The sequence below is a fragment of the Novosphingobium sp. BL-S-21 genome, from assembly GCF_055521655.1.
Genome location: NZ_CM145496.1, coordinates 443427 through 459126 on the forward strand (window position 1 = coordinate 443427; position 15700 = coordinate 459126).

A 15700-nucleotide genomic window follows, 5' to 3' on the forward strand; every position below is an offset into this window, starting at 1 on the left:
GCTGATGCGCGCAGGCCGGACGAGGATCCCTATTGCCGCAAGCCACGCATCTTCATACTCTTTCCGGCATGAACGCCCTTCGCACCCGCTCCGCACTCGGCCTTGTCGCCCTTGGTCTGATCGCTTCCGCAACGGCGGTACGCGCCGAGCCGGTTCCCGATAGCATCGCGCGCGACCTGCCGGGCCTGATGACGATCTACCGCGATCTGCACGCCAATCCGGAGCTGAGCTACCAGGAAGTGCGCAGTGCTGGCGTGATGGCCAAGGCGGCGCGGGAGGCAGGCTTCACCGTGACCGAGAAAGTCGGCCAGACCGGCGTGGTCGCGGTGCTCAGGAACGGCGAGGGGCCGACCGTGCTGATCCGTGCCGACATGGACGGTCTGCCCGTGGTCGAGCAGACGGGCCTTGCCTTCGCCTCGAAGAAGCGCGGCGTTTCGACGGCCGGGGTAGAGAGCGGCATCATGCATGCCTGCGGGCACGACACGCACATGACCGCCTGGATCGAGACGGCGCGGCTCATGGCGAAGCGCAAGGCGGAGTGGGCCGGAACGCTCGTCATGATCGGCCAGCCGGCCGAGGAAGTGGGCACGGGTGCGGTCAGCATGTTGCAGGACGGGCTCTATAGCCGCTTCCCCAAGCCGGACTACACGCTGGCTTTCCACGATTCGGCTGACCTTCCGGCCGGCCAGGTCGGCGCGGCCGTGGGTTGGGCGCTCGCCAATGTCGATAGCGTGGACATTCTCGTGAAGGGACTGGGCGGCCACGGCGCCTACCCGCAGGCGACCAAGGACCCGATCGTGCTGGCCAGCGCGATCGTCATGAAGCTGCAGACCCTTGTCAGCCGGGAGATGAGCCCGCTGGACCCGGCAGTGGTGACGGTGGGTTCATTCCACGCGGGCGCCAAGCACAACATCATTTCCGACCAGGCAAAGCTGGAATTGACCGTTCGCAGTTACTCGGACGAGACCCGCGCTCACCTGCTCGAAGGCATCAAGCGCATCGCGCGGGGCGAGGCGATCGCTTCCGGCCTGCCGGACAACCTGATGCCGGAAGTCTCGGTCAAGGATCCCTATACACGCGCCACCTGGAACTCACCCGAGTTCACGCAGGAGGCCGTCGCCGATCTCAAGACCAGGATGGGTGACGGCAATGTGGTGATCACGCCCTCGGTCATGGGCGGAGAAGATTTCGGCGAATTCCGGCGCGCGGACGAGGACCACATCAAGTCCGTGATCTTTTGGGTAGGCGGCGCCGATCCGCAGAAGATCGCCGCGGCCAAGGCGGGCGGGCCGGCCCTGCCTTCGCTGCACAGCCCGTTCTGGGCGCCCCAGGCCGACAAGGTCATTGCTTCGGGCAGCGAAGCCCTGACGCTGACGGCGCTGCGCCTCATGCCCAAGCGCTGATTGCGCTCGTGCCCGGTGCAATGCGTGTAAGGAGCACCGACAGCGCCGGCCGGAATTCGTGGGCTTTCTCGAAAGAGGGCGGCTTCCGCCGGTTTCACGGCTGTCAGATTCACCGACAGTTTACCCCTTTCGGATAAGTCTGGCCTCATTGCCGGATTCGGCTCGGAAAATGGCGCCCCACGACGATGATTCGTCTGTTCAAACACTACATCCCGCATGCCGTGGCCCTGCTGTGGCTGGCAGACATGTTCCTGCTGCTGGGGGCGAACGAGCTTTCCTGGCGGCTGCGCGCCGGGCAGATCGGGATGGCGCTGGGCAGTCTCGTCGACCGGATCGGGCTTCACGCCGGCTTCGCGGTCGTCATCTCGCTGTCCATGGTGGCCGTGGGCGTCTACGGCGCGGAGGCCCTGCGTTCCATGCGCTTCGCGGCCGCGCGACTGCTCGTGGCGATTTCGCTGGGCGTGATCGCGCTTTCCTTCGTCGATTTCCTGTTCGCCGCGCAGAACTTCTGGCGCTCCACGCTCGCCTATTCGATGGCGTTCGCCATCGTGCTGCTGACAGCCAATCGCCTCGTTCTGGGCGGATTTCTCGGCACTTCGGCCTTCCGCCGCCGCGTGCTCGTCCTGGGGGCGGGCGATCGCGCACAGCGTCTGCGCGACCTGGCGGAGCGGCCTGAAAGCGGCTTCGTCATCGTCGGCTATGTGGCCATGAGCGATGGCGCGCCGGTGGTGGAGGAAGCCATCTCGCGCGGCGCCATCCACAATCTCACCCGATTCGTGGACAATCTGGGCGTTACCGAAGTTGTCCTCGCGCTGGAGGAGCGCCGCAACGCGCTGCCGCTGAAGGACCTGCTGCGGATCAAGACCACGGGGGTGCATGTCAACGAGTTCTCCAGCTTCCTCGAACGCGAAACCGGGCGCGTCGATCTGGACACCGTCAATCCGAGCTGGCTGATCTTTTCCGACGGCTTCTCTTCGGGACGGATGATCTCCAGCGTCGCCAAGCGTCTGTTCGACATCGTCGCCAGCGCCGTGGCGCTATGCGTGACGGCGCCGATCATCCTGCTGTTCGCGCTGTTGGTGAAGATCGACAGCCGCGGTCCGGCATTCTACCGCCAGCAGCGGGTGGGTCTGTTCGGTGAGAATTTCGACGTCATCAAACTGCGTTCGATGCGAACCGATGCCGAAGTGGCCGGGGCCCAGTGGGCTTCCAAGGACGACCCGCGCGTTACCCGCGTCGGGCGTTTCATTCGCAAGGTCCGCATCGATGAGCTGCCCCAGGCCTGGACCGTACTCAAGGGCGAGATGAGTTTCGTCGGCCCGCGTCCCGAACGCCCGCAGTTCGTCGCGGAACTCGAGGATGCGCTGCGCTATTATGCGGAGCGGCACATGGTGAAGCCGGGCATCACGGGCTGGGCGCAGATCAACTATCCTTACGGCGCTTCCATAGAGGATTCCCGGCACAAGCTGGAATACGATCTCTATTACGCCAAGAACTACACACCCTTTCTGGACCTGCTGATCATTCTCCAGACGCTGCGCGTGGTCCTGTGGAGCGAAGGCGCGCGATGAGCGCGGCCCGCAGCCTGGATTTTTGGACGACCGCAGGGATCGCATTCGACCTGACCGGCGCCATTGCCGTCGCCAGCCTGGCGCTCTGGCTCTGGCCTCGTCGCGGGCGCCTGGCGGGAGCCGGAGGCGCGGTCGTCGCAGCGCTTTTGGTGACGGCGGGCTGGTGCATCGCGGCGGCCGTGGGCCTCACTGCCGAAGTTCCCATGTTTGCCTCCTTTGCGGAGAGCATCCGCAATCTCGCATGGCTGGTGGCGATCTACCGGCTTTTCGCGGGCGATGGGCGTCATTCCAGCCTTGCGCCGATTCGGCCGGTGATCTTCGCACTGGCTTTCGTCGAGACGTTGCACCTCAGCATGACGCTGGCCCTGACTTACCTCTCGGTGAAGGGCGGTCTCGCCAATCTGGGGTTCGAGATCGAGGTCATGCTGCGCCTGCTCGTCACCGTGGGCGGGCTGGTGCTGGTACACAACCTCTACGCGGGCGCACCGCGTGAAGTGCGACCGGCCTTGCGCTGGCCCGCAATCGGGCTGGCGGTCCTCTGGTCCTTCGACCTCAACCTCTACACCGTGGCCTATCTCGCGCGAAGCTGGCCGAGCGAGATCGCGGCGCTGCGCGGCATCGCGGCAATCGTGCTGGCGGGCTGCTTTGCCCTGACCGCATCGCGCAACCGCGACGAATTGCGGCTCAAACCCTCGCGCGCGGTCACGTTCCAGACTTTCTCGCTGCTCGTCATCGGCGTCTATCTGGTCGCCATGGTGTCGGTCGCGCAGTGGCTGTCCTATGCGGGCGGCGATTTTGCGCGGCTGATCGAGATGGCTTTCCTCACGTTCGCCAGCGCGATAGCCCTCGTGGTGCTGCCTTCGCGGCGCGTGCGCAGCTGGCTCAAAGTCATTCTCGCCAAGCATTTCTTCCAGCATCGCTACGACTACCGCGAGGAATGGCTGCGCTTCACCCGGACCATCGGCAAGAACGACGACGAGACCCTTCCGCTCAGCGAGCGCGTGGTGCAGTCCCTGGCGGATATCACCTACAGCCCTGCCGGCCTGCTGCTGTGCCCGGACGAGCAGGGCGATCTCATGCTCGCTGCCCGCTGGAACTGGCCCGAAGTGGATGTGCCGGCCCTGGCCTACCCGCTCGCCGCCCTCGGACCGTTCGAGCAGACCTGCTATATCGCCGATCTCGACGAGGTGCGCGCAGGCGTCGTCGCCGAAGGTTTTGAGATAGCCGCCCCCGACTGGCTGCTTGCCGAGCGCCGTGCCTGGGCGTTGGTTCCGCTGGTGCATTACGAAAGGCTCGTCGGCATGGTCGTGCTGGCGCGCCCGGCGATGGCGCGCAAGTTCGACTGGGAGGATTTCGATCTGCTGCGGGTGATCGGCCAGCAGCTCGCCAGCTATCTGGCCGAGCACGCCAGCCAGGAAGCCCTGGCGGAATCGAGCCGGTTCGAGGATTTCCACCGCCGCATCGCCTTCGTCATGCACGACATCAAGAACCTGGCCAGCCAGTTCAGCCTGCTCGCGCGCAATGCCGAACTTCATGCCGACAAGCCCGAGTTTCGCGCCGACATGCTTGTCACGCTGCGCAATTCCTCGGACAAGCTCAATGCCCTGCTGGCCCGCCTCTCGCGCTATGGGGCCGGCGGCGTGGACCGGCTGCACGATGTGGGCGCCGCGGATGTCGCCCGCAGCGTGGTCGCCCGCTTCAACGGCCACCGGCAAGTCGTGCTGGGCGAAGTCCAGGACCTTGTCGCCACGGCCAACGCCCATTCGCTCGAACAGGTTCTGGTCCATCTGGTGCAGAATGGACTGGACGCCAGCCGGCCCGAGAGCCCGGTCATCCTGTCCATCCGCGCGGACGGCCTCAGCGCCCGCTTCGAAGTGGCCGATTCCGGCACCGGAATGTCGGCCGAATTCGTCCGCAACCGGCTGTTCAAGCCCTTCGTTTCCACCAAGAGTGGCGGCTTCGGCATCGGCGCCTTCGAGGCGCGCGAGCTGGTGAAGGCGATGAAGGGCCGGCTCGACGTGGAATCGCGGGAAGGGCTGGGATCGCGCTTCATTGTTCGCATACCGCTGGCCGCAGCCACCGACATGTATCTCAACCGCACTGACAAGGACCAGAAGGTAGCCTGAGAATGACCGAGACCCGACCCAAGCTCCTCGTCGTCGAGGACGATGCCGGTCTTCAGGCGCAGCTCAAGTGGGCCTATGAGGATTTCGACGTGGTCGTTGCCGGCGACCGGCCCTCGGCGCTGGCGCTCCTGCGCGCCGAGACGCCCGACGTGGTGACGCTGGACCTCGGCCTGCCTCCAGATCCCGACGGCACGACCGAAGGCTTTGCCGTGCTCGACGAGATCATGGCGCTGAAGCCCGACACCAAGGTGATCGTCGCATCCGGCCATGGCGCGCGCGAATCCGCGCTTCAGGCGATCGCGCGCGGCGCATACGACTTCTATCAGAAGCCGGTCGACATCGACGCCCTTGGCCTGATCGTGCGCCGCGCCCTTCAGCTTCACCGGCTCGAGGAGGAAAACCGCCGCCTCGCCTCGCGGGTCGAGAAGGACGAGAAAGTGCTCGGGAGGCTGATCACCGCAGCGCCCGAAATGGTCCGCGTGGGGCGGACCATCGAGCGGGTGGCGAACACCAATGTCTCGGTCATGCTGCTCGGCGCGAGCGGCACCGGCAAGGAACTGCTGGCGCGCGGGCTCCATGAGGCCAGCGGACGTGCCAAGCGCGAGTTCGTGGCCATCAACTGCGCCGCGATCCCGGAGAACCTGCTCGAAAGCGAATTGTTCGGCCACGAGAAAGGCGCTTTCACCGGGGCGGTCAAGACCACGCCGGGCAAGATCGAGCAGGCGGCGGGGGGGACATTGTTCCTGGACGAAGTGGGCGATATCCCGCTCCAGTTGCAGGTGAAGCTGCTGCGCTTCCTGCAGGAGCGCGTGATCGAGCGGGTCGGCTCGCGCGAATCGATCCCGGTCGACACGCGCATCGTCTGCGCCACGCATCAGGACCTCGAAGCCATGATCGGGGAAGGGCGCTTCCGAGAGGACCTGTTCTACCGCCTGGCCGAGATCGTGGTGCGCATTCCCGGCCTAGCGGAGCGGCCCGGCGATGCCACGCTGCTCGCCAAGGCTTTCCTCCACCGATACGCCAAGGAAATGAACCCCAGCGTGCGCGGTTTCGCTGCCGATGCGCTGGCGGCGATCGACGCCTGGCACTGGCCGGGCAACGTACGCGAACTGGAGAATCGGGTGAAGCGCGCCGTCATCATGGCGGACGAAAAGCTGGTGGGCGCCGCCGATCTCGACCTGGCCGCTCCCGACGAGCAAGTGATCAACGCGCTCAACCTCAAGACCGCGCGCGAGCAGGCAGACCGCAAGGTCATCCGCCATGCACTCGCGCGCAGCGAAGGCAATATTTCCAGCACGGCCAAGATGCTGGGGATCAGCCGGCCGACGCTCTACGATCTGCTCAAGCAGTACGACCTGCAGAACTGATCGCCGGCGTCAGTGCCGGCCGGGGTCAGGCCGGTTCCGTTCTGGGGGCCGGCTTACTTCGGTTGATAGGTCTGTTCCGGACCGGGGAAGCTGCGTGCGCGCACTTCCTCGGCATATTTCGCGGCAGCCTCGGAAACGAGCCCGGCCATGTCGGCATAGCGCTTCACGAAACGGGGCACGCGGTCGAACATGCCCAGCATGTCTTCGGCCACCAGGACCTGTCCGTCGCACTGGGCCGAAGCGCCGATGCCGATGACCGGAATGTCGAGGCTATGGGTGAGCGAGATGGCGATCGGCTCGAGAACGCCCTCCACCACGACCGAGAAGGCGCCGGCGTCCGCTACGGCCTTGCCGTCCGTGATGATCTTGGCGTGCTCTTCCTGGCTGCGTCCACGCGCGCCGTAACCGCCCAGTGCGTTGACCGCCTGCGGAGTCAGCCCGATATGCGCCATCACCGGGATGCCACGCTGCGTGAGGAACGCGATGGTTTCGGCCATGGCGACGCCGCCCTCCAGCTTGACGGCCGCACAGCCGGTTTCGGCCATGATCCTTGCCGCGGAAGCGAAGGCCTGCTGCGGGCTTTCCTCATAGGAGCCGAAGGGCATGTCGACGACGACGAGCGAATGGTAGCTGCCGCGCACGACGGCGGCGCCGTGAGCGATCATCATGTCGAGAGTGACGGGAAGGGTGGAGGGAAGCCCGTAGATCACCTGGGCCAGGGAATCGCCCACCAGCAGCACGTCGCAATGTTCGTCGAGAAGCTGGGCCTGGCGCGCCGTATAGGCGGTGAGCATCACCAGCGGCTCCACGGTCTTGCCTTCCACCTTGCGGCGCTGGATGGCAGGTACGGTCAGGCGCTTCATGGGCGCGGGCGTGGGGTTGGCGCGACTGGTCGCGGTGTCGAGCTGGAAGGTCGTAGACATGGATTCGCTTCTAGCGCGGGTTGGATGATGCGCAAAAGCGCATTTTCGTTGCGGCGCATCGGAACAAGGCGATGGTCATGGCCAGACTGCGGCCAAAGCGGAACAATCTCGGTAAAGCTGGGGAGCCGATAGCGTTAAGGCTTGCCATGCCGCCGCAGCCCGCTAGCGTCGGCGCATATAGAAATTCGGGGGTCGACCGCAATGTTCGGACGCGTAAAGCCGCTCGACGCCATTCTGGCGACAGCGGAAAAGAAATCACTTCACAGGACGCTGGGCGCGTTCCAGCTGACGATGCTTGGCATCGGCGCCGTCATCGGCACGGGCATTTTCGTTCTGACGGCGGAAGCCGCGCAGAAGGCTGGCCCGGGCATGATGTTCTCGTTCGTCATCGCGGGCTTCGTCTGCGGTGTGGCCGCGCTTTGTTACGCCGAGATGGCAGCCATGGTGCCGGTATCCGGCTCCGCCTATACCTATAGCTATGCCGTGATGGGCGAGCTGGTCGCCTGGATGGTCGGTTGGGCACTCATTCTGGAATATGCCATTGCCGCCGGCGCCGTTTCGGTCGGTTGGTCGGGCTATTTCATCGGGTGGCTCAACAGCAGCTTCGGCATGCATATTCCGTACGATTTCGTGCGGGGGCCGTTCGACGGCGGCATCATCAACGTGCCGGCGATGCTGATCGCGGCGGCGGTGACGGCGCTGCTCATCAAGGGCACCAAGGAAAGCGCCACGGTCAATGCGGTGCTCGTGGGCATCAAGATCCTGGCGCTTACCCTGTTCGTGGCCCTGACGATCCCGATCATCCGCTCGGGTCACTTCACGCCTTTCGCGCCGCTTGGCTTCACCGGCATTTCCAGCGCCGCAGCCTCGATCTTCTTCGCCTATGTCGGCTTCGACGCCGTCTCGACGGCCGCGGAGGAAACCACCAACCCGCAACGCAACATGCCGATCGGCCTGATCGGCAGCCTTGCGATCTGCACCATCTTCTACATGCTGGTGGCGTCGGGCGTGATCGGTACCGTCGGCGCGCAGCCGGTGTTCGGCGCCAATGGCCAGGCGCTGTCGCCGGGAACGCCCGAGCTTTCGCAAGCCTGTGCGGCAATCCATGAAAATGCCGTGGTCTGCTCCAAGGAAGCGCTGGCCTGGACCCTGCGCCAGGTCGGCTATCCCTTCGTGGGCTGGCTGGTGGGCGCCGCCGCGATCATCGCGTTGCCCTCGGTCATCCTGATGATGATGTTCGGCCAGACCCGCATCTTCTTCGTGATGAGCCGCGACGGCCTGCTCCCCGAGTTCTTCTCGAAGGTGCACCCGCGCTTCCACACGCCGCACGTCATCACGCTGCTGACCGGCCTGTTCGTGACGCTGTTTGCAGCCTTCTTCCCGGTCGGCCTGCTGGCAGACGTGTCGAACTCCGGCACGCTCTTCGCCTTCGCAGCGGTTTCGATCGCGGTCATGGTGCTGCGCAAGACCGACGGCGCACGCAAGCGCCCGTTCCGGACCCCGGCCATCATGGTGACGGCGCCGCTGGCCATCATCGGCTGCATCTACCTGTTCTTCAGCCTCTCGGTGCAGACCATCGCGCTGTTCGTCGGTTGGGCCATGCTCGGACTTCTGGTCTATTACGGCTATAGCCGTTCGCGCAGCCATGTCGGACGCGGGCTGATCGAAACCCACGAGGTCGACAGCGACGCGCCGCCCCAGCCGGTGCCGCCGGTCTGAGCGGAGGCCGCGGCAACTGAAAAAGAAAAAGGGGAGCCAGACCGGCTCCCCTTTTTTGTGCGCATCACACAGGTTTTCCGCCCATTATCCACCGGCCATGCACCGGTTTTGCCGGAATTGTCCACAGCGCCTCCATGCCGCCCAGTAGGAGGAAATTTACCTGTCGCTGCCAAAATCCCGACAGGCTTATTCAAAAACCGGACACCATCCATGTCGGCCATCAAGGCGTTGATTCCAGGGTTCCTGCTCACCTGGGTCGTTTCTCTCGTCATCGGATCCCAGGGATCGCGCGGCGGCATGCTTGCGATCACCCATACCTTCTACCAGGGCCACGAACTCTACTGGTCCTGGCCGCTCTTCTGCGGTGCAACGGCGCTGGCCTGGGCGCTCTTCGCACTGATGGACTGAGGCCCGGCCGGAGCAAGCGCCCCTCCCATGCGTTGGGCGAGGAATGTCCTTCCCATTCGACCGTTTCATCGTCGCTGCACTTCTGTTGGCCTGCCTGGTGCTCGCCGGGCGGGCGTGGCTGCGCGAACATCCCGGCTACGACCCCTGGACGCCCCTGAGCCTGGAGGAACAACCGGGTTGGGCCACCCCGCGAAAACTCTCAGCCCTGCGCGCGGACCGGGGCTTGTGCCGTGCGTTTCTCGATCGCAGTGGTATCGACAAGACGGCCTTGGCGCCCACTGGCAGCGACAGTTGCCGGCGCGACGATCGCAAGGTGCTGGCCGCCCCCGCAGCGGCCGAGATCCGGCTCTCTCCGTCCCGCCCAGAGGCCACTTGTGCCGTCGATGCCGGTCTGGCCTGGTGGCTGCGACACGGCGTCCAGCCGCAGGCGGAGGCGATTTTTGGCAGCAGGGTGGTCAGGATCGAGCAACTCGGCACGTATAACTGCCGCCGCATAGGCAACGGCACCAAGGGTAACTGGAGCGAACATGCCACCGGCAATGCCATCGACATTTCGGGGTTCGTGCTGGCGGATGGCAGGCGGCTGAGTGTGCGCAAGGACTGGAAGGGTTCGGTCGAAGCCGCGGCCTTTCTCCACGCCGTGCGCGATTCGGCCTGCAATGCGTTTTCGACGGTGCTTTCGCCGGACTACAACGCCGCCCACGCGGATCATCTTCATCTCGATCAGGCCAACAGGACCGCTGGTTGGCGCGCATGTCGCTGATATATCGGCAATGTCGGAGAAGAAGGGGGAAGTGGGCGCTGGCCCGAAATCTGCTGGTGACCCCTACGGGAATCGAACCCGTGTTTCAGCCGTGAGAGGGCCGCGTCCTAACCGCTAGACGAAGGGGCCATATGGCCAGCATGTGCCGCTGGAAGGCGGATGTAAATGGTGACCCCTACGGGAATCGAACCCGTGTTTCAGCCGTGAAAGGGCCGCGTCCTAACCGCTAGACGAAGGGGCCGTGAAGCCATTTTATCCACCTTGACGCACCAACGAGATGGTGACCCCTACGGGAATCGAACCCGTGTTTCAGCCGTGAAAGGGCCGCGTCCTAACCGCTAGACGAAGGGGCCAATCGGTGTTGCGCCGGAGGCAGGACCGGCCCTCTAGCGGGGGTCCGGAGGGGGGTCAACCCCCTCATCGCGAATAATTTGAACTCTCTATGACAAGCCGGCGAAGCGGCGGCTTTGCGGGGGAAGGGCGCTGCACAATTCAGCCGGCGAAGGCCGCGTCGTCGATGTGCAGTTCGGCCTGCGGACGGCTGCCCCAGTCGTCGATCTTGGCGCGTCCCGCCAGCCAGAGGCGGCGCCCTTGTGACGCGTGGAGGAGGGCCTGCCCCATCTCGGTTTCCGCCGAGCGGAAGGCCATGGCCTTGAACCGGCCGCCGTCCTGCCCACCGACGATCAGGCGAACGTGGTCGGCACCGACCGTGTCGGCCTTGATGACGTGCACGGGCCCTACGGCCACTCTCGGCCCCGGCCAGCCCATGCCGAAGGGGCCGGCGCTTTCCAGTTTCTCCACGAGTTCAGGCGTCAATCCACGCGGCGCCAGCGCCAGATCCAGCAACATCGACTGGTTGGCGCTCGCTCGTGACACATCGGCCGCCAGCAGAGCGTCGAGCCACTCGGAGAGCGCCTCGAGCTTGTCGGGAGCGACGGTGAGGCCCGCGGCCATGGCATGGCCTCCGCCCGCCACCAGAAGACCGGCCTGGCGGGCCGCGATGATGGCTGCGCCCAGGTCGACGCCGGGAATGGAGCGGCCGGAGCCTTTGCCATTTCCCGCCTCGTCGGCATCCATGGCGATGACGAGCGTGGGCTTGCCCGTCTTCTCCTTGATGCGCCCGGCGACGATGCCGATGACGCCCGGGTGCCATCCGGCGCCGGAGAGAACCATGACGGCGCGGTTATGCTGGCGCTCGATCTGTGCCTCTGCGGCTTCCTGAACCACTTGCTCGATGCCGCGTCGCTCGTCGTTGAGGCGCGAGAGCTGGGCGGCGATGTCCTGCGCCTCGTCGGGATCGGTCGTCGTCAGCAGGCGTACGCCCAGCGTGGATTCGCCGACGCGGCCGCCGGCATTGATGCGCGGGCCCAGTGCAAAACCCAGGTCGGAGCACGTCGGCGCCCGGCTCAGGCGGCTTGCGTCGATCAGAGCGGCCATGCCGATGTTGTCGCGCCGGGCCATGACCTTGAGGCCCTGGGCCACAAGGGCGCGGTTGAGCCCGTGGAGGGCTGCCACGTCGGCCACCGTACCGAGCGCCACCAGGTCGAGCAGGGCGAAGAGATCCGGCTCGCTGCGCTTCTCGAAGAAGCCGCGGCGGCGCAAGGTGCGAACCGTGGCCACGGCAAGCAGGAAGGCGACTCCAACGGCGGCGAGATGCCCGTGTCCCGCCGCGAGTTCGCTCTCGTCGAGGCGGTTGGGATTGACCAGCGCGGTTGCCCGGGGAAGCTCGGGCGCACACTTGTGGTGATCGACCACGATCACGTCGACGCCGGCCTGATGCGCCATTTCCAGCGCCTCATGAGCCATGGCGCCGCAATCGACCGTGACGATCAGGCTGGAACCTTCACCGGCAATGCGGACGAGCGCCTCGCCGCTGGGGCCATAGCCTTCGAGCAGGCGATCGGGAATGTAGTAGCGGGCGTCGTGACCCAGCCCGCGCAGCAGGAGAATCAGCAGCGCCGCGCTGGTGGCGCCGTCCACGTCGTAGTCGCCGTAGACGGTCATGGTCTCGCCCGTCATCACCGCCTGCGCCAGCCGTTCGGCAGCGGCATCCATGTCACGGAATTCGGAGGGATCGGGCAGGAAAGAGCGCAGCGAAGGCGACCGATGTCGATCGAGATCCTCGCGCGGGACGCCGCGCGACAGCAGGATCTGGGTGACGATGTCGTCCTCCAGCCCGCCGCCGGAATAGCCGGAAGTGCCTTCGGACAAGTCCATGTTGCCGCCTCGCCAGCGCCAGGCCTTGCCGGTGAGCGAACGATCGATGCCGAGTACGGAAGTAACAGGTCGCGAAGCCATGGCGATCCGACTAGACTATGCGGCGAGCGGGGAAAAGGGCAGCGAGGCGATTGGAAGAGGAGAGGGATCGATGCTGGCGATAATCTGGCACAGCCGCACCGGTGCGTCGCGTGCGATGGCGGCCGCCGTCGCGCAGGGCGCGGGCGAACAGGGCGTGCTGCTCACCGCGGCTGAGGCCATGCCGGCCATTCTGCTGGGCGCCAAGGGCTACGTTTTCGTCTGTCCGGAAAACCTGGGAAGCATGACGGGGCAGATGAAGGAAATGTTCGACCGCTGCTATTATCCCATGCTCGGCAGGGTCGAAGGCCGCCCTTACGCCACGGCAATATCGGCCGGATCGGACGGGGCCGGCGCGCTCTCGCAAATGGACAGGATCCTGACCGGTTGGAGGCTCAAGCGCGTGGCGGAGTCGCTGATCGTCAATCTCGGTGCCCAGACGATGGAGGAGATCCGCGCGGAAAAGACCGTTTCGGAGGTGGACCTCGATGCCTGTCGAAACCTTGGATCCGCATTTGCGGAAGGATTGGACCTCGGTATCTTCTGAAGATGAAACCGTTTTGGTTGCATCAGTTAGTAAACAGACTCGACGTTCGCTCTGAACTGCGTCCTTATCGTTCACGTTGAAAACGAACGAGCTGAGCATCTTGGAACAGAACACGACTTGTCTGACCGCGCCGGATGATGGTGTGAACCACGATCCGCATGCGGCCGATCCGGCACCCGGGGACATGGAGTTGGCGCCCGCCGCGCCGGGCAACGGTGTCTCGCTCTTTTTCCGACCCGGGGAGCGTCCGACCGCAGCCGCGATCGCGGCTCTGCTGGATGCCTCGAACGGGGAAATCATGGCCAGGGTCACCCATCGGCCTGCCGATGACGAGGGGTGGCTGGAACTGCTCGCCAGCGGGCTGACTTTCGAGCTGACCGGCCTTGAACCCGCAGACGCTGCGGCCGGCGGCGACACGGTGCAGATCCATGGCTTCGACCGCGCGCCGCTTATGACGGAACTGGAGGCGATTCATCTTCTCCCCGGGCGACATATCGCCGGCGGTGCGGGCTTGCCGCCCGTTATCCGGACCCAGGCCGGACTGGCTGCCAGTCTCGCTCTGAAGCTGCCGGTCGCTGCGGTGGGCTGGCAATCGGCGCAAACCGTGATGGAGCCACGTTATTTCGCGCAGATCGTGGTGAATTGGCTTGCGGGCGGTACGTTTCCCGCCCTCGGGCTGACGGCGCTGCTGCGAGGGGAGGACGGCAGCATCGCAACGCGTGGGTTGTCGCGCTTTTCGGGCTGCGAGATGCAATTGGAGGGGGCTGCGGGCGAGCCGCCCTCGGAAACGCTGAAGCTGGCGATCCGGATCGTGGATTACCTCGTTCGCCAGGGCTCGATCACCGAACCGCGCGAGATCGATACGCCGAAAGGGCGGTTGCTTCTGGAGCCTTCCCGGGCGGGACGGCAGCTTTGGGTCTGGCGGCAAGCTTGATTTTCAGCCGCACCCCTGAGGCGGCATCTTTCGTTTCGCTCCGTCAACCGGCGGGGCCTGCCCGATCATGACGAAGGGCTGCAACGGCATCACCTCCTCCCGCTGCAACTAGCCCGCAGACCGGACTTTCAGCCCTTTTTCATGGCGCTCGGCGGGGTGCGGACCTACTTCGAGGACTTCCGCCGTAACGGACTTTTGCTTCCCTGTTCTGAACTGGCTGGAATTCGACTGGGGCTGCCCCTTCATCGGGGACCTCATCGCCGTTACACACAGCTTGTCTGCGAGCGTCTGGGCCAGATCGAGGCTCGATGGTCGCGCGATCGGACGCGGGAGTCGGATCGCGCGACGGAAGTGGCGCGCTGGCGGATCGAACTGCTGCAACGCGCCTTGCGGCGACTGTTGCTTGGGCAATCGACGCTTAGGCCGCTGCTCAATCGCAACGATCCGCTCAGGGCGGAATCCGATTTCCTTGAGCTGGATAGCTTGGTGGAAGCGCTTTGGTCGGGAACCGAACAGGCACTTCAGCCCGCTGCGATTCCTTTGATCGTTCAGCCCATGCCGGAGCGGCTGCGCAATTCCTCGCCGGCAGCCCGGTACTGCGATTCGAACTCGGCGACCCGTTCCGCTACCGATTCGACATTGGAGATGGCACCGATGCCCTGGCCGGACCCCCAGATATCCTTCCAGGCCTTCGCTGCCGTGTTTCCTCCGGAGCCGAAGTCCATCTGGCTCTTGTCGCCTTCCGGCAAGTTGTCCGGATCGAGCCCGGCAGCCTTGATGGATGCGCGAAGGTAGTTGCCGTGGACTCCGGTGAAGAGGCTGGAATAGACGATATCGCCCGCGTTGCCGTCGACGATGGCCTGCTTGTACGCCTCAGCGGCGTTGGCTTCGCGGGTCGCGATGAAGGGCGTGCCGATATAGGCGAAGTCGGCGCCCATCGCCTGCGCCGCGAGAATGGAGCGGCCGCAAGCGATCGCACCGGACAGCGCCAGGGGGCCATCGAACCAGGCGCGGATTTCCTGCATCAGGGCAAAAGGAGACTGCGGGCCGGCATGCCCTCCTGCGCCGGTCGCTACCGCGATCAGCCCGTCCGCACCCTTTTCCACGGCCTTGCGGGCGAAACGGTTATCGATGACGTCATGCATGACCATGCCGCCCCAGCCATGGACAGCCGCATTGACCTCGGGAATGGCGCCAAGCGAGGTGATGACCAACGGCACCTTGTGCCGTTCCAGCACTTTGAGGTCCTCTTCGAGCCGGTTGTTGCTCTTGTGGACGATGAGGTTGACCGCAAAGGGTGCGTCATAACCCTCTGTTTCTTCACTGATTTGATAAAGCCAATCGTCGAGCTGGCTGGCGGGACGGGCATTGAGCGCCGGAAAGCTGCCGACGATGCCCGAACGAACTTGCGCCACGACCAGTTCGGGCGTCGAAACGATGAACATGGGAGCGGCAATCACGGGAAGGCGCAAGCTGTCGAAGGACGCGGGCAAGGTCATGTTCAGTCCGTTTAAGCGATCGATTAAACCGGCATAGTGCCGCGCCGATGCTCTGTCGAGAGGCGTGTCATGCCGTTCAAGCGCTGCAACGCCGGGAGGATATGAGATCGCGGACGGTGGCTTTTGAACGTAATAGACAGCAGTG

At 65.0% G+C, this 15700-nt stretch carries 12 protein-coding genes, 3 tRNA genes and 1 pseudogene; 10 read left to right on the forward strand and 6 right to left on the reverse strand.

Annotation, left to right across the window (positions count from 1 at the left end; translation table 11 throughout):
- The first annotated feature begins 68 nt into the window (after window positions 1–68).
- The 4 genes from ACZ1J6_RS10480 (at window position 69) to prsR (ending at window position 6467) form a co-directional block, all read left to right on the forward strand.
- A complete protein-coding gene (locus tag ACZ1J6_RS10480) occupies window positions 69–1403 on the forward strand; it encodes an amidohydrolase (protein ID WP_431566592.1) in 1335 nt (444 codons plus the stop codon).
- A 185-nt stretch (window positions 1404–1588) separates the two neighbouring features.
- Window positions 1589–2974 (forward strand): TIGR03013 family XrtA/PEP-CTERM system glycosyltransferase, encoded by a 1386-nt coding sequence (locus ACZ1J6_RS10485; protein ID WP_132262531.1) that lies wholly within the window; start codon window positions 1589–1591, stop codon window positions 2972–2974.
- Window positions 2971–5100 carry an XrtA/PEP-CTERM system histidine kinase PrsK gene (gene prsK / locus ACZ1J6_RS10490; RefSeq protein ID WP_431566593.1) on the forward strand — a complete coding sequence of 710 codons (2130 nt, stop codon included), beginning with the start codon at window positions 2971–2973 and terminating at the stop codon, window positions 5098–5100. Before ACZ1J6_RS10485 ends, prsK begins: the two co-directional genes overlap by 4 nt.
- Window positions 5101–5102: 2 nt before the next feature.
- Window positions 5103–6467 carry a PEP-CTERM-box response regulator transcription factor gene (gene prsR / locus ACZ1J6_RS10495; RefSeq protein WP_132262535.1) on the forward strand — a complete coding sequence of 455 codons (1365 nt, stop codon included), beginning with the start codon at window positions 5103–5105 and terminating at the stop codon, window positions 6465–6467.
- 53 nt (window positions 6468–6520) lie between these two features.
- Here prsR and panB read toward each other — a convergent pair whose 3' ends face one another.
- A complete protein-coding gene (gene panB, locus ACZ1J6_RS10500) occupies window positions 6521–7390 on the reverse strand; it encodes a 3-methyl-2-oxobutanoate hydroxymethyltransferase (protein ID WP_132262537.1) in 870 nt (289 codons plus the stop codon).
- 201 nt (window positions 7391–7591) lie between these two features.
- On the opposite strand from panB, the gene ACZ1J6_RS10505 reads away from it, so the two are divergent.
- The 3 genes from ACZ1J6_RS10505 (at window position 7592) to ACZ1J6_RS10515 (ending at window position 10280) form a co-directional block, all read left to right on the forward strand.
- Window positions 7592–9109 carry an amino acid permease gene (locus tag ACZ1J6_RS10505; protein WP_132262539.1) on the forward strand — a complete coding sequence of 506 codons (1518 nt, stop codon included), beginning with the start codon at window positions 7592–7594 and terminating at the stop codon, window positions 9107–9109.
- A 210-nt stretch (window positions 9110–9319) separates the two neighbouring features.
- Entirely contained in the window at window positions 9320–9517 is a 198-nt protein-coding gene (locus tag ACZ1J6_RS10510) for a hypothetical protein (protein WP_132262541.1), read from the forward strand.
- A gap of 43 nt (window positions 9518–9560) precedes the next feature.
- Window positions 9561–10280 (forward strand): extensin-like domain-containing protein, encoded by a 720-nt coding sequence (locus tag ACZ1J6_RS10515; protein WP_431566594.1) that lies wholly within the window; start codon window positions 9561–9563, stop codon window positions 10278–10280.
- Window positions 10281–10334: 54 nt separating this feature from the next.
- On the opposite strand, the gene ACZ1J6_RS10520 is transcribed toward ACZ1J6_RS10515, so the two are convergent.
- From ACZ1J6_RS10520 to recJ, 4 genes are all read right to left on the reverse strand, one after another.
- Window positions 10335–10409, reverse strand: a tRNA-Glu gene (locus tag ACZ1J6_RS10520).
- Window positions 10410–10446: 37 nt separating this feature from the next.
- A tRNA-Glu gene (locus ACZ1J6_RS10525) sits at window positions 10447–10521 on the reverse strand.
- A 37-nt stretch (window positions 10522–10558) separates the two neighbouring features.
- Window positions 10559–10633, reverse strand: a tRNA-Glu gene (locus ACZ1J6_RS10530).
- Window positions 10634–10772: 139 nt separating this feature from the next.
- Complete coding sequence (gene recJ, locus ACZ1J6_RS10535) at window positions 10773–12578, reverse strand: single-stranded-DNA-specific exonuclease RecJ (protein ID WP_134092817.1); 1806 nt, start codon at window positions 12576–12578, stop codon at window positions 10773–10775.
- Window positions 12579–12648: 70 nt separating this feature from the next.
- On the opposite strand from recJ, the gene ACZ1J6_RS10540 reads away from it, so the two are divergent.
- The 3 genes and pseudogenes from ACZ1J6_RS10540 to ACZ1J6_RS10550 all read left to right on the forward strand — a co-directional run.
- On the forward strand, window positions 12649–13122 hold the full coding sequence (locus ACZ1J6_RS10540) for a flavodoxin family protein (RefSeq protein ID WP_431566595.1): 474 nt from the start codon (window positions 12649–12651) through the stop codon (window positions 13120–13122).
- Window positions 13123–13222: 100 nt separating this feature from the next.
- Window positions 13223–14056 carry a hypothetical protein gene (locus tag ACZ1J6_RS10545; protein ID WP_465128082.1) on the forward strand — a complete coding sequence of 278 codons (834 nt, stop codon included), beginning with the start codon at window positions 13223–13225 and terminating at the stop codon, window positions 14054–14056.
- A 78-nt stretch (window positions 14057–14134) separates the two neighbouring features.
- Window positions 14135–14356 (forward strand): annotated as a pseudogene (locus ACZ1J6_RS10550) (AHH domain-containing protein); the annotation flags it as partial.
- Between the two features lie 248 nt (window positions 14357–14604).
- On the opposite strand, the gene ACZ1J6_RS10555 reads toward ACZ1J6_RS10550, so the two are convergent.
- Window positions 14605–15555, reverse strand: coding sequence for an NAD(P)H-dependent flavin oxidoreductase (locus tag ACZ1J6_RS10555; protein WP_431566597.1), 951 nt, complete (start codon window positions 15553–15555; stop codon window positions 14605–14607).
- Window positions 15556–15700: the final 145 nt, after the last annotated feature.